Consider the following 20,154-nt stretch of genomic DNA (forward strand, 5'->3'; position numbering starts at 1 on the left):
TGGCGCCTACGACGAGTCGGTGCCGTCCTTGCCGCCGCCCAGATAGGACGTGCGCAGGGCCGGATTGGCCAGCAGGGCTTCGGCAGTGTCGTCGAGCACGACCCGGCCGGTCTGCAGCACCCAGCCCCGATCCGCGATGCCCAGCGCCATGTTGGCGTTCTGCTCCACCATGAACACCGTCATGCCGGCCTCGTGAATCTGTGAGATCAGCTCGAAATTCTGCTGCACCAGCGCTGGCGCCAACCCCATCGACGGCTCATCCATCAGCAGCACGCGGGGCTGGGACATGAGCGCCCGGCCGATGGCCACCATCTGCTGCTCGCCGCCCGACAGCGTGCCCGCCTTCTGGCCGAGACGCTCTTTGACGCGGGGGAACAGCTCGTACACGCGCTCCAAGTCGGCTGCGATGGCGTCGCTGTCCTTGCGGAGGTAGGCGCCGAGCTGCAGGTTCTCGCGCACCGTCAGGCGCTTGAACAGGCGCCGGTTCTCGGGGACCATCGTGATGCCGCGCTCCACCCGGTAGCTGGTCGGGCGGTCGTTCACGACCTCGCCGTCGAGCACCACCTCGCCCGAGGTGGGCTTGAGCATGCCGAGCAGTGTCTTGAGCGTGGTCGACTTGCCGCTCGCGTTGCCGCCCAGCAGGCACACCAGCTCGCCCTCGTAGATCAACAAGTCCACGTCGCGCAGCGCATGCACCGCCCCGTAGTGCGCGTTCACCCTGCGCATTTCCAGCAGCGGGATGCGCACGCCGGGATGTGCGTCGGGGCTGGGGACGAAGCTTGCGCCCGGCTTGGCCTCGGGGCTCTGCTCGTCGTTCATGCCGACGCCCCGTGGCCCAGGTACGCCTCGACGACCTGGGGGTCGGCCGACACGTCGGCGTAGTCGCCCTCCGCGATCTTGACCCCATGGTCGAGCACGATCACCCGGTCCGAGACCTCGCGGACCACCTCCATGTCGTGCTCGATGACCACGATGGCAAATCCCCACTCGTCGCGCAGCCGCCCGATCAGGCCGGTCAGCTCGGCCGACTCGGTGGGGTTCATGCCCGCCACGGGCTCGTCCAGCAGGATCAGCTTGGGCTGGGTGGCCATAGCCCGGGCAATCTCGAGGCGTCGCCGGTTGGCGTACGACAGCGTGAACGCGGGCTGGTCGAAGCGGTAGCCCGTGAGCCGGCTCCCGAAGAACGACAGCACCTGCTTGCCTCGCTCGGCGATCTCCTCCTCCTCGCGACGAAAGGCCTTCGTCCACAGCAGCGCCCCCACGACGCTTTGGCGCGTCCGACAGTGCTGGGAGACCATGACGTTTTCGAGCACGGTCATGTTGGCGAACAGCCGGACGTTCTGGAATGTGCGGGCGATGCCGCGTGCGGTCACCCGGTTGGGGTCGAGGCCGATGAGCGACTCGCCCTCGAAGCGGATGTCGCCCTCCGAGGCCGACACCGTGGCCGTGATGGCATTGAACAGCGTGGTCTTGCCGGCACCGTTCGGCCCGATCACCGAGACGATCTCGCCGGGATACACGGCGAGATCCAGCCCGTCGAGCGCTGTGAGGCCGCCGAAGTCGACGCTGAGGCCTCTCGTTTCCAGAAGCGGCTGCTCTGGCGGGGCGTCGTGGCTCATGACTCCCCCGCAACCGTCCGGCCGGCCGTGGCACCCTTGTCGTCGTCTGCTTTCTCATCGTCGCCGGTCTGGCCTCGCAGCCAGGCGTCTTGGGCCATCTCCTCCTGATGCAGCTCGCGAGTGCGGCGCACACTCGGGATGAGCCCCTCGGGCCGGGCCAGCATCATCCACACCAGCAGCGCCCCGTAGATCAGCAGCTTGAACTCGGAGAACTCTGCCAGCAGGCCTGGCTGTTTGGGCCCTCCCAGCACGCCGATCAGCACTGCCGAACCGGCGATGACGCCGACGATGCTGCCCATCCCGCCGAAGATGACCACCACCAGGATCACTATCGACACCAAGATCAGGAAGCTGGAGGGGAACACCGAGCCCACCTTCGCCGCGAAGATCGCCCCGCTGAACGAGCCGAGCACCGCCCCCACTACGAACGCCAGCAGCTTGACGTTGACCGTATTGATGCCCATCGCCTCGGCCACCGTCTCGTCCTCGCGCACCGCCATCCAGGCCCGCCCGATGCGCGATCGCTCCAGCCGCCACGAGACATAGATCGCAATCGCGCAGAACGCCAGCACCAGATAGAAGACGCTGCGCGGATCGGTGCCCGACACCTCAGCGAGGCCGAAGATCTCCGCACCGGGAATGTTGGTGATTCCCTGCGAGCCGCCGAACCAGCCCGACAGCCAGTCCGACAGGAACAGCAGCCGGATGATCTCGCCGAAGCCGAGCGTGACTATGGCGAGATAGTCGCCGCGCATCCGGATGACCGGCGCGCCGATGAACAGCCCGACCAGCCCGGTCAGAATCACGACGCCGATGAGGGCAACGAACCATGGCAGCTCGGGGTTGATACGCGGTGAGGCAGCAGCGGTGAGGACTGCAGCGCTGTAGCTGCCGACGGCGAAGAACGCCACGTAACCCAGGTCCAATATGCCGGCGAGCCCGACCACCACGTTGAGACCCAACGCCAGCAATACGAACAGGCCCACGTTGGCTAGCAGCTCGTTGGTGAGCTTGCCCGCGAACATCGGCAGGATCACCAACACCGCTCCGGTAGCCAGGATCAGCCCGAGATGCGCTCGGGTGCGGGCCGGGCCTTCGAGCGAGTCGATACGGGCCTTTGCCCCCTTGACGCGACCGCGTCCGACCACGGCGAGCACGGTTGACCCGATCGCCAAAGCGATCACGCCGGTGACGGTCAGCCCGCCGCGGGGGGCGTAGAACCACTCGACCGGCCCTTCGAGACCCATCCCCTCGGCCAGGTCGGTGGTCAGCGATTCCAGCACCGCAGCGCCGAACAGCGTGAGCACCACCGTCCACAGAATCCGCTTGGCGAGCGGCGGTATCACACGCAGCAGCCCGCCCAAGGCACCGATCACCGCGCCCACAGCGAGCCAGATCACCACCGCGAACACGGTGCCGCGGTTGAACGCCAACAGGTCCGCCAGGATCGGGCTCCAGTTGACCAGCGGCTCGCGCAGATCGAAGTTGGCAATCAGGATCGCCAGCAGCGACAGCCCCCCGCCGACCACCGCGCCGCACGCTGCCCCGCCGACCACCTCATAGGTGCCGGGTCGGTGGAACGGCACACCCTCGCGGCGGACCTGATACCCGACGCGGCTTCCCACAGCGAACGGCAGGACCACAAGCGACAGGTACCCCAAACTGAGGATGCCCTCGATGATCGCCCGGCCGTCGAGCTTGACGGGCATGTTGGACAGCGAGATGAAGATCTGCCCGACGGCGCCCACCGCACCCATGCGGGCGATGCGGCCCCAGTCCTGCGCGAACGGCGGGCGCGGCGGCGAGTCATTGCTGGCTGTGCTCGCCGCGGGCGTCGGCTGCGACCCAGTTTCGGGCGGCACTGCGAGACTCATGTCCGATCCTCCGCAGGCAACCGCTCGCCGAACAGGCCGGCCGGCTTCACCAGCAGCACGATGATGAGCATCGAGAACGCAACTGCGTCACGCAGCTGCGACACACCGCTCACGCCCAGCGGCTCGAGGATCAGCAGCGGCCCGACCGACTCGGCCACGCCGATCGACAGCCCGCCCGCCATCGCACCGCCCAGATGCCCGATGCCGCCCACCACCGCAGCACTGAACGCTTTGATGCCCGGCAGGAAACCCGTCGTGTGGATGACGCTGCGGAACAGAATCCCCCACAGGATCCCAGCCATCCCCGCCATGGCACCGCCCACCGCAAACACCTTCACGATGGTGCGGTTCACGTCGATTCCCATGAGCGCCGCTATCTCGGCATCTTCGGCGACGGCACGCATCGCCTTGCCGGTCTTGGTGCGGTCGACGTAGTACCACAGCGCTGCCATCGACAGCGCAGCCACGACCACCACCAGGATCTTCGCCCCCTCAATCTGCAGGAACGTGTGCTTGGCCTTCACCCAGTCCGGCACGTCGGGGTAGGACTTGCTGGCGGGCCCCAGCAGCACCACGGAAGCGTTCTGCAGGAAGAACGACACGCCGATCGAAGTGATCAGCGGGATCAGCCGCGGCGAGCCGCGCAGCGGGCGGTACGCGACCCGTTCCATGATCACCGCCGTCAGCGACGACACGATGATCGACACGACCACGATGAACACCAGTGAGCCGATGAAGTTCGACTCCCACAGCCCGGCATCGGCCAGCTTGTTCGAGGTGATCATGCCGGTCATGGCGCCCACCATGAACACCTCGCCATGGGCGAAGTTGATAAACCCCAGAACGCCGTACACCATCGAGTAGCCCAGCGCGATCAGCCCGTACATCGAGCCCTGGGCAATTCCCGATACGACCAGCCCCCGGAACTGGGCGCCGGTCAGGCCGGTCGCATCGGGATTCGCCCACCGGGCGAACGGATTGTCGGGGTTGATCTCCTGGGCAATAAAGGCCGCAAAGCCGACAGCGAGGACAATCAGCACCGCCGCCCGGATGACGGTGAGCAACCAGTCGACCCGGGTGCGGGGCCGCAGCAGTCGGGCGCGCACCGCCTAGAGCTTTTCTCCTCGGCTCACGGTGCGAAGGAGAACACCACGTTGTCCATGCTGGCCTCGGCGTTGTCCTCACCGCCGATGTTCTGCACGACGGTGATGCGAGCCGCACCGCAGTCGCCGAAGTCGTCGCAGTTGATCGTGCCGATCAAGCCGCTGTAACCCTCGACGCTGTTGAGGTGGTCGCGGATGCCCTGGCGGTCGACTACGAGCGTGTCACCGTCGAGATAGGAGGCCGCCGCAATCGCGTCCAACAGCAACGTTGTTGCGTCGTAGCCGTGCGCCCAGAACGGTGCTGCCGGAGACTCGCCCCAGCGCTCCTCGTAGACGGCCAAGAAGTCTTGCGCCGTCTTACCGGTGCTCTGGTTGACATTCTCGCCGAAGCGTGTGTCCGGACCCGAGAAGTACATGCCCGCGGTCTGCGACAGCGCCAGGTAGTTGGTGTTGAGCAGCCCGTCAGCGGCCAGCAGCACCGTGTTCTCCAGTCCCGAGACTCCCGGCGCCTGGTCGGCGATGAAGTCGCCTGCCGGCTGGAAAATCGGGAAGAACAGCGCCTCGGGACCGCCCGCAGCGATCTCGGTCAGCACCGGCACCATATCGGTGTCTTCCTTGTTGACCGCTGAGAACCCGGTCATGGTGCCGCCCTCGGCCTCGAAGGCGTCGGCAAAGGCCTGCGCAAGTCCCTGGGTGTAGGGGTCGCCGTCATGGATCGCCGCGGCCGTGGTCAGCCCCAGCTCGCCGAAGACGAACTTCGCCATGGCAGCGCCCTGGAACAAGTCGTTGTGAGCTGTGCGGTAGTAGCCGACGTTGTAGTTCTCGCCCGGCGTTCCCGCCAGGTCCGATGTGAGCGCAGGCGACGTGTTGCCGCCTGAGATCAGCACCATGCCGGCGTCGGTGATGAGCGGCGCCGCTGCGACGGCAGCGCCCGAGCACGAGGTGCCGATGACGCCGAGCACGTCTTCGTCAGCAACGATGATCTGGGCTGCTGCCTGACCGCCGTCGTTGGAACACAGATCGTCGAGCCCGGTGCCCAAGTCGACCTCGAAGCCGTGGATCTGTCCGTAGTCCTCGATCGCCAGCATGACCGCACGTTCGAGCGGCAGACCGAAGAACGCGACATCTCCGGTGATGGCGTTGAGCGAGCGGATCTGGACCGCACCGCCCGATTCAACCGTGACGACACCGAGGGAGCCGTCGCCGAGATGGTCCATCATCTCTTCTGACGGAGCCTCCGTGACCGCCAGCGCATCGGTCGCTGGGGGCGCCGTCGTGGTCTCCGCATCGTCACTGTCGTCGCCGCACGCAGCGGCGAACAGCGATACCGCGAACAGCGTCGCTGCCAGCGTCAAGAGCTTTCGTTTCATGCGCAAATCCTCCCCGGTACGTCAGCCTGAGGACCCTGCGCAATGCGCTCGCGCCTCCAGCACTTGCGGCCTCAGCCGTCGGCTTCTTGCACAAGTGCCAGCATGGTTTGCCAAGCTGAATGCGTCTCTTCCTGAGCATAGATGACACGTGTCGTCGGAAGGTACCCAGTGAGCGCCTCTGTCGAACGCAATTGGCGGGCGGGCAGGATCTCGCCCGAGGCGCTGTTCGCCGTCGGCGCGGTGTCGCAGTATCTCGGCGCCGCCACGGCTTTCGAGTTGTTCGACGAGATGGGGCCCGGCACCGTCGCACTGCTAAGGGTTGCAGGCGCCGGTGCCGTGCTCGTCGTGCTGCGGCGCTCGTGGCGGCGGCACTGGTCACGCATCGAGCTGGCGTGGACGGCCGCTTTCGGCGCCGCGCTGGCGTCGATGAACCTGTTCTTCTACCTCGCCATCGAGCGGGTGCCGCTCGGCAACTCCGTCGCCATCGAGTTCATCGGCCCGATTGCCGTCGCAGCTTTCGGCACCCGCACGTTGAGATCAGGTTGGGCGCTGGCGTTGGCAATCGCGGGGGTCGTGGTGCTGGCCGGATTCGCGCCTCCCGAGGCACAGCTCGGCGCGCTGTTCTCACTGATCGCAGGCACGCTGTGGGCGGGCTACATCATCCTGGGGCACCGGGTGGCCCGTTCGGGCATGGCAGTGGACGGGCTGGGCGTCGGCATGCTCATCGGTGCCGTCGTCATCAGCCCGGCTGGTTTCAGCGGCCTCGATGCCGGGGTGGGAGCGCCGCTGCTGCTGGCGGGCGGCGTCGCCGCGGGCGTGCTGTCGAATGTCATCCCCTATGGCATCGACCAGCTCGTGATGCAGCGTCTCGAACGGGCACGGTTCGCGCTGCTGCAGGCGCTGCTGCCGGTGACGGCGACGCTGATCGGGCTGGCGTGGCTCTCCCAGGTGCCGAGCCTGCGTGAGGTGGCGGGCATCGCAGCTGTCATCGCCGCCATCGTCATCAACCGCGAGTCCGATCCGACGCCGCGCGACGTGATTCCCTGAACAGCGCGGCCGTCTCAGAACAGTGGGTTGCGCCACGTCGACGCCGCCGCCAGCGCCCCAGCGAATGACGCCGATCCGGTGAGCGCCAGCAAGCCCCAGACCACCAGGGGCGAGCGGCGCGAACGTGTGTCGACAGGCTCGCCCGAGAGCCGCTCGGCGAGCGTGGGCAGGTGCTGGCGCCGGCTTGCGTCGCCGATGGCAAAACCGGCCAGCACGCCCGCCACCAGGCCGCCGAGATGCCCGCCGATGGAAATGCCCGGAATGAGGAATGAGATGAGGACGTTGATGATGATCAGGCTGCCCAGCCCGTCCTGCCACGGCTTGCCGCCGCGGAGGTACTCCACCACGAAGGCCGCGCCCATCAGGCCGTACACGGCGCCCGAAGCCCCCACGACAAAGGCGTCGGGCCGCAGGAGCAATGCGCCCGCTGATCCCCCGAGCAGGGACACGACGTAGGTGCCAGTCAGCAGCGCCGGGCCCACGGAGCGCTCGAGGCGTCTGCCCAGCAGGTACAGCACCAACATGTTGAACAGGAGATGTCGCAGATCGGCGTGCAGAAACGTGCCGGTGACGATCCGCCACCACTCCCCGAACTCGGCGATGTAGGGGCCCAAAGTGCCGTAACCGTCGAGCACCGAGTACCGCAGCGAGCTGCGGGAGAACGGCAGGACGCGCGCCAGCTCGTGGGTCCCGAAGAAGACCACGACCGAGACGGCGCCGAGCACGACCGTTGCCGCCGGCTGCCCGCCGCGTCCTACTCCGAGCCCGCGCACGGCCCTGAACCCTACGAGTCGCGCTGGTGCGAGCCAGTGCAGGCGGGTGCATACAGACACCGGCTGATGCTGGCCGGCGCAGACGGGTGCAGGCCGCACTAGCTTGATCTTGGCCGGGAAGCTCGTCCGGGTTCGCCGAAGGACCAGAGACTGTGTCGACGCTGCAGGATGTCATGGCGCAGTTGCAGCTCGCCGGAACAGCGCAGAATCGCAAGGTGTACGCCCGCCACGGCGCCGCTGAGCCGATGTTTGGAGTCAGCTACAAGGACCTGGGCCGCATCGCCAAGCCGCTGGGGACCGACAAGTCGCTGGCCATCGACTTGTGGGACTCGGGCAATCACGACGCCCGCGTGCTGGGGCTGCGCATCGCCGATGCCGCTGCGATGACCAAGACGCGGGCGCGGCGCTGGCTGCGCGATGTCGACAACTACATCCTGGCCGAGGCGCTCGGCGGGCTGCTCGCGCAGTCGCCGCACGCGCGCGGGCTCAGCGACGAATGGCGAGACTCGCCCCGTGAGTGGCCCGCCTCGGTGGGCTGGTTCATCGTGACCTGCACCGCCGAGCAGACCGACGTGTGGTCGATCAGCGAGCTGCGAGATCTCGTCGCCCAGATCGAATCGGAGATCGGCGAGCGACCGAACCGGGTGCGGCACGAGATGAACGGCGTACTCATCGCGATTGCGTTGCGAGACGACACCTTGCGACGCTCGGTGCTCGAAGTGGACAGCCGCATCGGCCCCATCGTGGTGGACCACGGCGAGACGGGCTGCAAGACGCCAGCCATCGCTCCCTACATCGACCGCACGCTGACGCATCGGCGCAAGATGGCGCAGCGGCGGGCCCAACAGGCTGCGGCCAAGGCGGCTGCGAAGGAAATCGCCTAGCCCTTGTCGCCGGAACCGACTGTTTCGCGCCTGTCAGCCCCTAGCTTCCGTCGCCGCAGTCACGCACGTCGAGGAGTCGCCGGGCGATGATCCGGGCCTCGTCCAAGTCGGCCACGAAATGCTCAGCAGGAACCGAGCGAAGGACGTTCAGCTCCCTGATGCTCGCCGCCTGCGACACCTCAATGCCCATCACGATGCATTTCGCGCCCCCCTCGACGGCGACATCGACCAGATTGCCCACCATGTAGGCGGCGCTGTCGTCCATGTAGCGCGTGTCGGTGAAGTCGAAGATCACCACCTCATGTTCGGCCACATCGGTGGTAATCGACTTGAGAAGCTTGATCGAGGACGCGGCGGTATAGGTGCCGCGCAGTGACAGCAACCCAGTGCGCGCAGCGAACGGATCTGGGCCGTCGAGGTCGAATCTGGGCAAGCCGCCGGCCCCGGCATCATCGCCGTCGTTCTCGGATTCGTCCGGAGCATTCAGGAACGTCATGTCCAGCAACGGGGTGGAGACCACCGTGTCGAGCTCGAATCGCTCGAATTGTCGGGCGGCAGTCATCGCCGCTGCGATGAGGCCGGCACCGACCGCCACGACGAGGTCAGCCACCATCGACAGGCCCAGCGTCAACACCATCACGCCGTACTGATCAAGCTGAACTCGGCGCACGCGAGTCAGGTACTGCCAGTCGATGATGTCGAAGCCGATCTTGATGAGAATGCCCGCGAGCACTGCGTGCGGGATGAGTTCGGCGTAGCTGCCGAGACCGAGCACCAGCGCGAGCAGCACCAATGCGCACAGCACGCCCGAGACCCGTGAACGTCCGCCGCCCTTGACATTGGCGACCGTGGCTGAGGTGGCGCCCGCACCGGGCACAGCACCGAAGAAAGCAGCGACGACGTTGGCGAAGCCGACGCCGATCAGCTCACGGTTCGGCTGATGCTGGTCTCGCGTCATCGAATCGGCGACCATCGCCGTCAACAGACTGTTGATCGAACCGAGCAGCGCGAGCGTCACAGCCGGCGCCAAGGCACCTCCGAGGTCTCCCCAGCCAAACTCGGGCATCTCGAACTCAGGCAGCCCGGAAGGTACGTGGCCGATGACGTCGACGTCGCCGAACCACAGCACGCTGATCAGCGTGCCGATGAGCAATGCCGCTACTGAAGGGGGAAGCATCCGACGCAGTCGCCGCGGCCAGAACATGCACACGACGATGGTCAGCACGCCGAGCACCAGGGCACCGGTTTCAATGTTTCCGATGGCGTCGGGAAGCGAGCGAATGGAGGCCGACACCCCGCCGAGCGCCACGTCGCTTCCGAGGAATGGCACCAACTGGACTACGACGATGATGACGCCGACGGCGGAGGTGAAGCCTGACACCACCGGGTAGGGCGTATAGGCCACGTAGCTGCCAAGACGCAACGCTCCGAGCAGTATCTGGATGACTCCCGCAAAGGCGACGATCGCGAGCGCCTTTCCCAGGTCTTCGCCGGCGTAGTCGATGACAACAACGGACATCGCCACCGACAGCGGTGCAGTCGGTCCCGAGACCTGCGTCCTGGAGCCGCCGAAGACCGACGCCAGCAATCCGACGGCGATGGCGCCGTACAGGCCAGCGATCGCGCCGAGGCCCGAGGCCACGCCGAACGCCAGCGACAGCGGCAGCATGACCACCGCTGCGGTGAGTCCGCCGAAGACGTCCCCGCGCATCTGTTCCCCGCTGTAATCAAGCCTCCGCGTTCTCAGCGCTGGCATGTCAACGCCGGTTCAGGCCGTCCGCCGGGCTATTGGCCGATGAAGGTGTCCAACGCCGCGAAGACGGTGGCCTTGTCAGGGTCCACAAAGACGTGGGTCGCGCCCGAGCTGTAGAGGGAGTCTCCGATGCGTACCAGGACGCCGTAGCGGTTGACGGGAAGCCCCTGGAAGGTGGCCACGTAGTCGGTGCCGAAGGACTCGTCCCCGAGGCCCGGGTCTTCGCCGTAGCTGAACGAACCCACCGCGCCGGTCGTCGGCTCGGGGAACTCACCGCAGTCGACCAGCTCGGAGCGGTAGTTGATAAAGGCTTCCGAGGCCGCTTCAGGTGACTCGAATCGAGCGACCGAGACATCAAGAAATGGCCCCGTCAGCGGATCGGCCGCCCACATGGCTTCGGAATAGGCCACTGGCCCGATCCCGCCGTAGGCCGGGAACCCCGGACAGGTCTCGACCCGTGGTGTGTTGCTAGCGACTTGCAGGGAGTCGAAGCCGCCTGGCGTAGTGCCTTCAAGCAGGACGCCCTCGACCGCGGGGGGTAGCGCGTTCGCCACCGGCGCAGCCTCGGTCGTCGGGGGCGGCGCTTCGGTAGTCGTCGGGGGCGGCATCTCGGTCGTGGGCGGCGGCGCCTCGGTCGTCGTCGGGGGCGGCGCCTCGGTCGTGGGCGGCGGCGCCTCGGTCGTCGCGACCGGGTCCGGCGCCGCCGCTTCGGTGACAGGAGGCGGACCGTCGTCAGAGCCGCCGCACGCGGCAGCTACGAGGGAAAGCACAACGTACAAAGCGCAGATGCGTCGCATAGGGGCAGACTAGGACCTGCAGCATTGTGAAGAGAGGTGCACAGTGAAATTCGGAATGACACTGGCCAACACGGGCCCCAACGTCGAGGGCGATTCGGCGATCGCGTATGCGCAAGCGGCAGAGGCAGCCGGCTTCGAGTCGCTGTGGACGGTCGAACACGTCGTGGTGCCGGAGGGTTACCAGACGCCGTACCCGTACTCCGAAGACGGCAAGATGCCCGGCAAGCGGGACGACATCGACATTCCAGACCCGTTGATGTGGATGGCCTTCGTCGCCTCGGTGACCTCAGAGATCAAGCTGGGAACCGGGATTCTCATCGTGCCGCAACGCAACTTCGCCGTTACCGCAAAGGCCGTGGCGTCGCTTGATCGGCTCTCGGGCGGCCGGGTACTGCTCGGCATCGGCGCAGGGTGGATGAAGGAGGAGTTCGACGCGCTTGGCGTGCGATTCGAAGACCGCGGCTACATCACCGACGAGCATCTCGGCGCGTACCGCGCGCTTTGGCAACAAGACGTCTGCTCGTTCGATGGCGAGCACGTCTCGTTCGACCGCGTGTACTGCCGTCCCCAGCCGAAAGGGGACATCCCGATCATCGTCGGCGGCGACAGCAAGCGCGCCGCCCGGCGGGCGGGCGAATTCGGCGACGGCTTCTTCCCGGTTTCGGGTGACCTCGACGAGATGGCGATGCTCTTCGACCATGCGAAGCGCTGCGCGGAGACGGCCGGGCGAGACCCCGACAGGCTCGACTTCACCACAATCGGTGCTGCTACTCCCGAGTGGGTGGAAAAATACGCGACGATCGGCGTGACCCGACTCATCACCAATCCGATGTCGCGGTCCAAGTTCGATGACTTCAGCCGGGACATCATCACCGCATACGCCGACGCCTGAACCTGCAAGCGAGGTTCAACTTGTGCTTGAAGCTCACTCTGTGCTCGAGGCCCTGTTCGACTACATCGAGGCGTCACCGTCGCCATTCCACGCGGCTGCTGCTGCCGTGGATCGGCTGAGAACTGCTGGCTTCGCCGAAGCCGCGCGCAGCGACGACTGGAGCGACTTCGACTTCACCGCTGGATTCGCAGTTCGAGACGGCGGCACCGTGTTCGCCGTACGTGCCAGTCCGGACGTCAACCCGCAGGAGCTGCGCTTCAACGTGATCGGCGCCCACACCGACAGCCCAAACCTGCGCATTCGCCCGCAACCCGATAGCGGCAGGCTCGGCTATCGCCAGCTCGGCGTGGAGGTCTACGGCGGTGCACTGCTGAATTCGTGGCTGGATCGCGACCTGGGCCTGTCGGGCCGAGTCGTCGTACGCGACGCGATGTCGGGTGACACGTCAACAGTGCTGTGGCGCTGCGACCGGGCTTTGCTACGAGTCCCGCAGCTCGCGGTTCATCTCGATCGGGAGGCGAACGACGGCTTGAAGCTGGACCGCCAGCAGCACATGACCCCGGTTTGGGGGCTCGGCGAACCGAGTGCGCACGGATTCCGCGAGTTCCTGGCAACCGAACTTGCGGTCGAAGCCGATGCAGTGTTGGCGTGGGATGTCATGGCACACGATCTCACCCCGCCGGCCCGCCTCGGCCAAGACGGCGAGATGTACGCGGCCGCTCGAATCGACAACCTCGCTTCGTGCCATGCAGCTATCGAGGCGCTGGCCGGGTGCGCAGAACAGCACGACGACACCGCTGGCGTCGTCGTGCTATTCGACCACGAGGAGATCGGCAGCTCTTCTGCTACCGGCGCCAGCAGCCCGATCTTGGCCGACGCGCTGGAGCGCATCGCTCAAGGCCTCGGTGCCAATCGCGAGCAGTACCTGCGCTCGGTGGCTCGTTCGCTGTGCGTGTCAGCCGATGGAGCCCATGCCGTGCATCCGAACTATCCCGAGCGCCACGAACCCGGTCACCTGCCGGCGCTGAACGGCGGCCCAGTCGTCAAGACGAACGCGAACGTGCGCTACGCCACTGACGCGCGCACTCATGCTCGCTTCGTGGCAGCATGCGGCGCCGCCGGAGTGCCCCATCAGGTCTATTCCCACCGTGGCAATCTGGCGTGCGGCTCAACCATCGGGCCGATCACGGCCTCCCGACTGGGAATGAGCGTCGTCGATGTCGGCTCGCCGCAGTTGTCGATGCACTCGGCCCGCGAACTCGGCGGCAGCGACGACCCCGCGATGCTGACTACGGCGCTCGGCGCTTTCCTCGCCAACGGCTGAAGCCGGCCCAGCGCTCAGACCCCGGCTTCGCCTCAGGCGACGGGCAAGCTATCGCACCTCAGAATGCCCAACGCCTTGCTACCCGCTCTAGTTCGCTGCGCTCACGGGCCGCTCAGGCCCCGGCTTCGCCTCAGGCGTGGTGCAAGTAGTCGTCGAGGTGTGAGCAGTCGTTGAAGCGGCGCAGCACCCAGTCGCCGTCGCAGCAAACGACCTGTGTGACCGAGCAGTTGTCGGAGCCGCCGAACGAGAACGGCGTCGACCCCGTGATGTGCGCCAGAACGGCCCCGATCACCCCGCCGTGAACGCATGCGGCCACGAGCTGATCGGGATGCGCGGCGGCGATGCGCCCAAGCGCGCCCATGCACCGTCCGACAAGCTGCTCGTTCGACTCAGCGCCGGGAATGACGTCCCATCGCCGCTCGATGTGCAGCCGCTCGTACAGCGGATGGTTGTCGGCCGCGTACTGGCGGATCTTCCCGCCGTCCCATTCCCCTAGGGCCACCTCGCGCAGGTCGGGCTCGATGGTGGGAGTCATGCCCAGCCGCTCGGCCAGCGGAGCAAAGGTCTGCTGGGTGCGCTGCAGCGATGACACGTAGAGGGCGTCGATTGGTTCGGTGGCCAGCCGGCGGGTCATCATCGCAGCCTGGCTGTGCCCCGCCGGCGCCAGCGCGGGATCGCCTTGGTCGCCCAGCATCGGGAAGGGCTCGCCGGGAATGAACGCTTGAGACGCGCCGTGGCGTACCAGCAGAACTTCGGTGGCACCCGGCGGCCGCATCCACCGCTGCTGCTCAAACTGGCGCACCTCGGTGTCGGAGGCCGCGGCGTCGTCGTCGTATGCCTCGCCGGAGGGTGCGAGGCCGTCTTCGAATTGGGTCACGGCGGCAAGCTAGCCCCGGCAGCGCCGTCGCCGACGCAAGGTCCGGCCGCGGCCTGTGATCAGTGCGCTATCGGCCCGTGACGGCGTTTACTCGATCTGGTAGGCGGCTTCGCCGTGGTCGCTGACATCGATGCCGGCCATCTCCACCTCGGCCGAGACCCGGATGCCCATGGTGAGCTTGATCACCGTTGCGATGATCCATGTGGCCGCAAACGAGTACAAGGTGACCACGGCGATCGACAGGACTTGATTCCACAGCAGCACGCCGCCGCCGAAGAACACCCCGTCGATGAAGTCCTGAGTCTCTCCAGGAGCGGCGGGCACCGCAGACGAGTCGGCGAGGAAACCGAGCAGGATGCCGCCCACGGCGCCGCCCACCCAGTGAATGCCGACCACGTCGAGGCTGTCGTCGAAGCCGACCCTGAACTTGGCCTCGATCGCGAAGAAGCAGATGACGCCGGCGATTGCGCCGAACGCCAGCGAGTGCATCGAGCCGACGAAACCCGCCGCCGGCGTGATGGCCACGAGCGCCGCCACAACGCCCGAGGCGATGCCGATGGTGGACACTCGCTGGTGCCGTGCGTACTCGGCGAACGCCCAGCCGACCATGCCGGCTGCTGCCGCAATGAACGTGTTGACGAACGCCTGCGCCGCAGCGCCGTCGGCTGACAGCGCCGAGCCGGCGTTGAACCCGAACCAGCCGAACCACAAGATGCCCGCGCCCAGCATGACGAAGGGCACGTTGTGGGGCACGGGCCGGTTGTCGGGCCAACCTGAGCGCTTGCCGACCACCAGCGCCAGCGCCATGGCTGCCGCGCCGGCGTTCACATGGATCGCCGTGCCGCCAGCAAAGTCGTGCGCCGGCAGGTTGAAGATCCAGCCGTCAGCGCCGTACACCCAGTACACGACCGGCGAATACACCAGCAGCGACCACACCGGGACGAACACCATCCAGGCAGAGAACTTCATGCGGTCTGCGACGGCGCCCGAGATGAGGGCCGGGGTTATGGCTGCGAACGTCATCAGAAAGCCGAACGTGGCGAGCCCTTCGGCGTCGTGAATGCCAGCCATGCCAGCCAGCGAGAAGTCGCCGATGATCGGCAGGCCGCTTTCGCCCGCCGCGAGGCTGTAGCCCACGAGCACCCAGATGACAGGCACAATGCCGAGACACCACATGTTCATGTTGAGCATGTTCAGTGCATTCTTGGCACGGACCATGCCGCCGTAGAACAGCGCCAGACCCGGCACCATGAATAGCACCATCGCCGCGGACGTCAATATCCAAGCAATATTGCCTTCCATCACATCCCTCCTCGTCGCGCATGGACGCGCCAGTGGACAGTTCAGAGGCTGATCCGAACATCATTGCAGGTCAACCGCCCCGACACTGTGTTCTGCGGTGGCCCGCAGAACTGCCCACGCCTCGGCCCGAGGGTCTATGGGGCTCCGGAGGATGCAGCATCGAGCGCCGCTTGGAGATCGTCCAGCAGGTCGGTGACCGTCTCGAGCCCGACCGACAGCCGCACCAAGTCGTCGGGCACCTCGAGGACCGAACCGGCGGCCGAGGCATGGGTCATGGCGCCTGGATGCTCGATCAGCGATTCGACTGCACCCAGTGACTCCGCCAACGTGAACACCCTCGTCGAAGTGACGACGCGCTCGGCTGCGTCACGCCCGCCGTGCAGCCGGAACGACACCATGCCGCCGAAGGCGCTCATCTGCCGGCAGGCGACGTCGTGGCCAGGGTGATCGGGTAGTCCCGGGTACAGCACCGAGCGCACAGCGGGGTGCGCCTCGAGGAGCTCGACGATCGCCTGCGCGCTCGCGCTGTGACGGTCCATACGTACGCCGAGCGTCTTGACACCTCGCAGCGCCAGGTAGCAGTCGAACGGGCTCGGCACCGCGCCCACGGCATTCTGGGTGAACACCAGGTGGTCAGCCAGCCCGTCGTCGTTGGTGGCCACGAAGCCGCCGACAACGTCGCTGTGCCCGCCGATGTACTTGGTGGCCGAATGCACGACGACATCCGCGCCGAGCGCCAGCGGCTGCTGCAAGTAGGGCGTGGCGAACGTGTTGTCCACCACGACGACGCCGCCCAATTCGTGCGTGACGGCGCAGATGGCCTCGATGTCGAAGACCGTGAGCAGCGGGTTGGTGGGTGTCTCCAGCCACACCATGCGGGTGCTGGGCGTCCAGGCGTCGCGGATCTTGTCGGGCGCGGTGAGATCGGTTGCCGCCATACCGACGCCTGCGTTGCCGAACACCGTGTCGATGAGCCGGAAGGTGCCCCCGTACGCGTCGTCGCCGAGCAGCAGGCTGTCGCCCGGTCGCAGCACCCGAAGCAGCGCATCCGATGCCGCCAGCCCGCTGGCGAAGGCGAACCCGTGACGGGCACCCTCCAGCGACGCGACGCACACCTGGTAGGCGTGCCGGGTCGGGTTGCCGGTGCGGCCGTACTCGTAGCCGTGGCGGGGCTGGCCGACAGCTTCCTGTGCAAAGGTCGTGGCCAGCGAGATCGGTGTGACCACTGCACCGGTGTAGGGATCGTGGGGCTGGCCCGCCCGAATCGCCCGCGTCTCGAAGCCGAACTCGTCGGGATCCTCGAATCCCGACACCTGTGGATCGCCGCCCAACATCAGCCTTCCCCCAGTTCACCCGGCGGGCTGACGTCGACCTCGTCGCCCGGCTGCAATCCGCGGGACTTCAGCCAGTCGTCGTCGAAGACGCGGCTGAGGTAGCCGCGTCCCGAATCGGGAATGAGCGTGACCACCAGCGACACGCCAGCGAGGCCCGCAGCGTCAAGCTCGGCGGCGACGCGCAGCGCGCCGGTCACCGCAGTGCCGCCAGAGCCCCCGACAAGCAGGCCCTCGGTGCTGGTCACTCGCCGGGCCATGGCAAACGAGTCGGCGTCGGTCACCGGCAACACCCGGTCAACGATCTTGGCGTGGTAGGTGGTGGGCCAGAAGTCCTCGCCGATGCCCTCCACGAGATAGGGGCTCCCGTCGCCGCCTGCGTAGACCGACTCGGGCGGATCGGCCACGATGACCTCGATCGCCGGGTTCTGCTCTTTGAGGAAGCGACCGACACCGCTGACGGTGCCTCCAGTACCTGCGCCGGCGACAAAATGGGTGACCCGCCCACCGGTTTGAGCCCAGATCTCAGGACCGGTGGTCTCGTAGTGCGCCTGAGGGTTGTTCTGGTTCGAGTACTGATCGGGCGAGAAGGCCCGGGGTGTTTCGGTGCGCAGCCGCGCCGCAGTGGAGTAGTACGAGCGCGGGTCTTCGGGATCGACCTTGGCCGGGCACACCACGACCTCGGCGCCATAGGCACGCAGCAGAGCCACCTTCTCGGGCGCCACCTTGTCAGTGCACACGAACAAGCAGCGATAGCCCCGCTGGGCGGCCACAACGGCCAGGCCCACGCCGGTGTTGCCAGAAGTGGGTTCGACGATGGTGTCGCCGGGCTGCAGGCGCCCGTCAGCCTCGGCGGCGTCGATCATGGCGACCGCGGCACGATCCTTCACTGATCCACCGGGGTTGGCGGTCTCGAGCTTGGCTACCACCGGGGTAGCGATGTCGGGCGCGACCCGACCCAGCCACACCAAGGGCGTCTGACCGACGAGATCGAGCACCGAAGACGCTATGTCCAAGCCTTCGAGGGCCCCGGGCATCGGACCGGCATCAGTCACGGCGTCACAGCCTACGAAGGGCGAACTCGGCGCGCCGCTGCGTCGAGACTTGTGCGGGCACGCCGCTCAGAACAGCGTGCCTGCACACGGAACGAAAGGTCCACCTTCGCTGCGCAGATTTGCCGGAGGGTCAGGAGGCGGGGTCGGCGAGGCTGGCGAGCGGGGAGAGGTCTGTGTTGAGCAGCTCGACACCGCCTTCGGGCAGTACCGAGACTTCGTGCCACAGGCGCAACTTCGGCGGTCGGCCGAGGAGCTGAACCGTTGAGAGAAACGAGTGGAAGATCGCCAGGTGCGTGGAGTGCGATCGCGACCACGCTTCGAGCGAGGCCAGGTCTTCGAACCATCCGACGAAGCTGGTCGATTCGAGGTCTTCGCCGTCGATGGTCTGCTCCCGCAGGAAGCGGCTGGAGATGCAGCCGGTGTCGGGGTTGTTGGCCAGGAAGTCGATGCCGGCACGCAGCTTCGGTTCGATGTCGGTGAAGTACATCTCTCGCTCGTCGTCAAGGCATTCGTCCCACTTCTGTCCTGAGCGGATCAGGCACAGGTTGGCGGGCAGCGGCGAGCCCGGCGCCGCCTCGAATGGATCCTCAGCGCTGTCCGCCATGCGGTCTCGCGCTGCGCCCCAGTAGTCGTGCAACTCGGTGAGGTCCACCGAGGTCAGGTTGCGCACGCCCGGCAGCGGTCGCTTCGTCCCCGCGATGGTCTCCCAGCGATCTGCCGGAATGGCGGCCGTCTCGCAATAGACCCCGGCTCGGTGGAGCACATCGCAGTCCTGCCGCCAACGCTCGTAGACCGCCGGATCGACCCAGTAGGCCATGAATACGGTCTCGACATCACCCTCGGCCTCGGCTGCGTCATCGCCCTCGTCGGTGAAGTTGACGATGCGAGCACGCTCCACGTGATCGGGCCGGTCGTCGCCACCAGTCAGTGCCGCTTGCAGATCTGCCAGGGTCTCATCGTTGCCGGGACCCTTCGAGAAGATCATCGAATAAGCCGTCAGCTCGGGAAAATCGACGACGCACCACGCCGGAGCGCTCGGCGTATGCCCCTCGGGCCGGTTCGCTGCCATCAGCCAGCAGGTGCCGTCATGCTGCGGCGGCCGCTCGGCGAGTTGCGCTCAGGCGCCGAGTTCGGCGGCGCGGGCCCGGAACTGCTCGACGTTGGCTTCCTTGATGTCCTCGTAGCCGCGGATCATGTCGGGAAGCTGTGCGATCTCGACGGCACGGGCGTACGCGGCGCTGTCACCGCTCGCCAGTGTGTCGAGCGCCCGCGAGATCATCCCGCGGTACTCGTCGATCAGCTCTCGCTCCATCTTGCGATGAGCGGTCTTGCCGAAGATGTCGAGCGCCCCGCCGCGCAGGCCCTTCATCCGGGCCAGCAACGCGAATGCGACATCACCGGAGCGGCCGAGGCCGATCTTCTTCTCGACACCCATGCGCCGCATGATCGGCGGGTGCAGCTTGTAGGTGACCTCGGTCTTGTCGCCGAACTGGTCGCGCACGGCCTGCTGGAAGGCGTTGTTGCGATGCAGGCGGGCAACTTCGTACTCGTCCTTGTAGGCCATCAGCTTGTGCAGGTACCGGGCCACGGTCTCGCTGAGTGCGGTGTCGTCGCCCGCAGCAGCCTCGGCCTCGCGAACCTTGGCCACGAACTCGGCATAGTCCGCCGCGTAGTCGACGCTCTGGTACCCGACCAGGTCGGGCACACGGATACGCAGCAGCCGGGCCAGTTCTTCGGACTGATCGGGAACCGAGTCGATGAGCTTCTGCTCCCGCTTCGACGGACCGCTGTCGCGCTTCACACGGCCACCGCGCTCCACGTGCAGCGTCGCCATGAAGTCGGGATCGAGCACGATCTTGCGGCCGATGCGGAACGCCTGGGTGTTCATCTCGACGGCAACGCCGTTGAGCTCGATGGCCCGCTCGATCGCCGAGGCGCTGATGGGCACCACGCCCGACTGGTAGGCGGCGCCGAGGACCAGCACGTTGGCCGGCATGTGCGAACGGAACAAGTTGTCCGACAGCGTGCCTGCGTCGAAGTAGATGTTGCGCTCGGGCGTAGTGGCATCGTCGATGGAACGCTGGAAGGCCGTCCACTCCGGGAACTCTGCGGAGGTGTCGCGCACCATTGCGCTGGTCGGCACTTTCGACGAG

Annotated in this window: 17 protein-coding genes and 1 pseudogene; 4 read left to right on the forward strand and 14 right to left on the reverse strand. The window is 66.8% G+C overall.

The genetic code is table 11. From position 1 onward, the window contains the following. Nucleotides 1–6 precede the first annotated feature (6 nt). The 5 genes from ACOOF5_RS02505 to ACOOF5_RS02525 are packed head-to-tail and all read right to left on the reverse strand — an operon-like array spanning nt 7 to nt 5,966. Complete coding sequence (locus ACOOF5_RS02505; RefSeq protein WP_420436267.1) at nt 7–819, reverse strand: ABC transporter ATP-binding protein; 813 nt, start codon at nt 817–819, stop codon at nt 7–9. Then, nucleotides 816–1,619 carry an ABC transporter ATP-binding protein gene (locus tag ACOOF5_RS02510; RefSeq protein WP_420436269.1) on the reverse strand — a complete coding sequence of 268 codons (804 nt, stop codon included), beginning with the start codon at nt 1,617–1,619 and terminating at the stop codon, nt 816–818. The genes ACOOF5_RS02505 and ACOOF5_RS02510 overlap by 4 nt, the downstream gene beginning before the upstream one ends. Beyond that, the gene (locus ACOOF5_RS02515; RefSeq protein WP_420436271.1) at nt 1,616–3,493 is read right to left on the reverse strand and encodes a branched-chain amino acid ABC transporter permease; all 1,878 of its coding nucleotides are present in this window, start codon (nt 3,491–3,493) and stop codon (nt 1,616–1,618) included. Before ACOOF5_RS02515 ends, ACOOF5_RS02510 begins: the two co-directional genes overlap by 4 nt. Beyond that, nucleotides 3,490–4,599, reverse strand: a complete 1,110-nt coding sequence (locus ACOOF5_RS02520; protein WP_420436273.1) for a branched-chain amino acid ABC transporter permease — start codon at nt 4,597–4,599, stop codon at nt 3,490–3,492. The genes ACOOF5_RS02515 and ACOOF5_RS02520 overlap by 4 nt, the downstream gene beginning before the upstream one ends. A gap of 23 nt (nt 4,600–4,622) precedes the next feature. Beyond that, nucleotides 4,623–5,966 (reverse strand): ABC transporter substrate-binding protein, encoded by a 1,344-nt coding sequence (locus ACOOF5_RS02525; protein ID WP_420435417.1) that lies wholly within the window; start codon nt 5,964–5,966, stop codon nt 4,623–4,625. A gap of 168 nt (nt 5,967–6,134) precedes the next feature. Here ACOOF5_RS02525 and ACOOF5_RS02530 point away from each other — a divergent pair, with 168 nt between their 5' ends. After that, nucleotides 6,135–7,013 carry an EamA family transporter gene (locus ACOOF5_RS02530; protein WP_420436275.1) on the forward strand — a complete coding sequence of 293 codons (879 nt, stop codon included), beginning with the start codon at nt 6,135–6,137 and terminating at the stop codon, nt 7,011–7,013. A gap of 14 nt (nt 7,014–7,027) precedes the next feature. Here the strand turns inward: ACOOF5_RS02530 and ACOOF5_RS02535 are convergent, their stop codons facing one another. Further along, a complete protein-coding gene (locus tag ACOOF5_RS02535) occupies nt 7,028–7,786 on the reverse strand; it encodes a rhomboid family intramembrane serine protease (RefSeq protein WP_420436277.1) in 759 nt (252 codons plus the stop codon). Between the two features lie 152 nt (nt 7,787–7,938). Between ACOOF5_RS02535 and ACOOF5_RS02540 the strand changes: the two genes are divergently transcribed. Then, a complete protein-coding gene (locus tag ACOOF5_RS02540) occupies nt 7,939–8,670 on the forward strand; it encodes a DNA alkylation repair protein (protein ID WP_420436279.1) in 732 nt (243 codons plus the stop codon). Between the two features lie 40 nt (nt 8,671–8,710). Here ACOOF5_RS02540 and ACOOF5_RS02545 read toward each other — a convergent pair whose 3' ends face one another. Together ACOOF5_RS02545 and ACOOF5_RS02550 are read right to left on the reverse strand one after the other, a co-directional pair. After that, nucleotides 8,711–10,381 (reverse strand): SulP family inorganic anion transporter, encoded by a 1,671-nt coding sequence (locus ACOOF5_RS02545; protein WP_420435409.1) that lies wholly within the window; start codon nt 10,379–10,381, stop codon nt 8,711–8,713. A gap of 74 nt (nt 10,382–10,455) precedes the next feature. Further along, nucleotides 10,456–11,220 (reverse strand): hypothetical protein, encoded by a 765-nt coding sequence (locus tag ACOOF5_RS02550; protein ID WP_420435407.1) that lies wholly within the window; start codon nt 11,218–11,220, stop codon nt 10,456–10,458. A gap of 55 nt (nt 11,221–11,275) precedes the next feature. Between ACOOF5_RS02550 and ACOOF5_RS02555 the strand changes: the two genes are divergently transcribed. Together ACOOF5_RS02555 and ACOOF5_RS02560 are read left to right on the forward strand one after the other, a co-directional pair. Next, on the forward strand, nt 11,276–12,112 hold the full coding sequence (locus ACOOF5_RS02555; RefSeq protein ID WP_420435405.1) for an LLM class F420-dependent oxidoreductase: 837 nt from the start codon (nt 11,276–11,278) through the stop codon (nt 12,110–12,112). A gap of 22 nt (nt 12,113–12,134) precedes the next feature. Further along, nucleotides 12,135–13,436 (forward strand): M18 family aminopeptidase, encoded by a 1,302-nt coding sequence (locus ACOOF5_RS02560; RefSeq protein ID WP_420436281.1) that lies wholly within the window; start codon nt 12,135–12,137, stop codon nt 13,434–13,436. Nucleotides 13,437–13,566: 130 nt separating this feature from the next. On the opposite strand, the gene ACOOF5_RS02565 is transcribed toward ACOOF5_RS02560, so the two are convergent. The 6 genes and pseudogenes from ACOOF5_RS02565 to ACOOF5_RS02590 form a co-directional block, all read right to left on the reverse strand. After that, nucleotides 13,567–14,211, reverse strand: a complete 645-nt coding sequence (locus ACOOF5_RS02565) for a histidine phosphatase family protein (RefSeq protein WP_420436325.1) — start codon at nt 14,209–14,211, stop codon at nt 13,567–13,569. 189 nt (nt 14,212–14,400) lie between these two features. Continuing rightward, on the reverse strand, nt 14,401–15,615 hold the full coding sequence (locus ACOOF5_RS02570; protein WP_420435400.1) for an ammonium transporter: 1,215 nt from the start codon (nt 15,613–15,615) through the stop codon (nt 14,401–14,403). A 134-nt stretch (nt 15,616–15,749) separates the two neighbouring features. Then, the gene (locus ACOOF5_RS02575; RefSeq protein ID WP_420436283.1) at nt 15,750–16,949 is read right to left on the reverse strand and encodes a cystathionine gamma-synthase; all 1,200 of its coding nucleotides are present in this window, start codon (nt 16,947–16,949) and stop codon (nt 15,750–15,752) included. A 38-nt stretch (nt 16,950–16,987) separates the two neighbouring features. After that, nucleotides 16,988–17,962, reverse strand: a pseudogene (locus tag ACOOF5_RS02580) (PLP-dependent cysteine synthase family protein); the annotation flags it as partial. 169 nt (nt 17,963–18,131) lie between these two features. Further along, complete coding sequence (locus tag ACOOF5_RS02585) at nt 18,132–19,070, reverse strand: phenylacetaldoxime dehydratase family protein (protein WP_420436285.1); 939 nt, start codon at nt 19,068–19,070, stop codon at nt 18,132–18,134. Nucleotides 19,071–19,118: 48 nt separating this feature from the next. Next, on the reverse strand, nt 19,119–20,154 hold a 1,036-nt coding region (locus tag ACOOF5_RS02590; protein ID WP_420436287.1), incomplete at its 5' end, for a DUF6537 domain-containing protein.

Source organism: Candidatus Poriferisodalis sp., from assembly GCF_965214215.1.
GTDB lineage: Bacteria > Actinomycetota > Acidimicrobiia > Acidimicrobiales > Poriferisodalaceae > Poriferisodalis.

What these genes read in the sequence shown, in the direction of transcription:
- ACOOF5_RS02505 (WP_420436267.1), bottom strand. Translation starts at nt 819, where the DNA reads ATGAACGACGAGCAGAGCCCCGAGGCCAAGCCGGGCGCAAGCTTCGTC.
- ACOOF5_RS02510 (WP_420436269.1), bottom strand. Translation starts at nt 1,619, where the DNA reads ATGAGCCACGACGCCCCGCCAGAGCAGCCGCTTCTGGAAACGAGAGGC.
- ACOOF5_RS02515 (WP_420436271.1), bottom strand. Translation starts at nt 3,493, where the DNA reads ATGAGTCTCGCAGTGCCGCCCGAAACTGGGTCGCAGCCGACGCCCGCG.
- ACOOF5_RS02525 (WP_420435417.1), bottom strand. Translation starts at nt 5,966, where the DNA reads ATGAAACGAAAGCTCTTGACGCTGGCAGCGACGCTGTTCGCGGTATCG.
- ACOOF5_RS02545 (WP_420435409.1), bottom strand. Translation starts at nt 10,381, where the DNA reads ATGCGCGGGGACGTCTTCGGCGGACTCACCGCAGCGGTGGTCATGCTG.
- ACOOF5_RS02550 (WP_420435407.1), bottom strand. Translation starts at nt 11,220, where the DNA reads ATGCGACGCATCTGCGCTTTGTACGTTGTGCTTTCCCTCGTAGCTGCC.
- ACOOF5_RS02555 (WP_420435405.1), top strand. Translation starts at nt 11,276, where the DNA reads ATGACACTGGCCAACACGGGCCCCAACGTCGAGGGCGATTCGGCGATC.
- ACOOF5_RS02565 (WP_420436325.1), bottom strand. Translation starts at nt 14,211, where the DNA reads ATGCGGCCGCCGGGTGCCACCGAAGTTCTGCTGGTACGCCACGGCGCG.
- ACOOF5_RS02570 (WP_420435400.1), bottom strand. Translation starts at nt 15,615, where the DNA reads ATGGAAGGCAATATTGCTTGGATATTGACGTCCGCGGCGATGGTGCTA.
- ACOOF5_RS02575 (WP_420436283.1), bottom strand. Translation starts at nt 16,949, where the DNA reads ATGTTGGGCGGCGATCCACAGGTGTCGGGATTCGAGGATCCCGACGAG.
- ACOOF5_RS02585 (WP_420436285.1), bottom strand. Translation starts at nt 19,070, where the DNA reads ATGGCAGCGAACCGGCCCGAGGGGCATACGCCGAGCGCTCCGGCGTGG.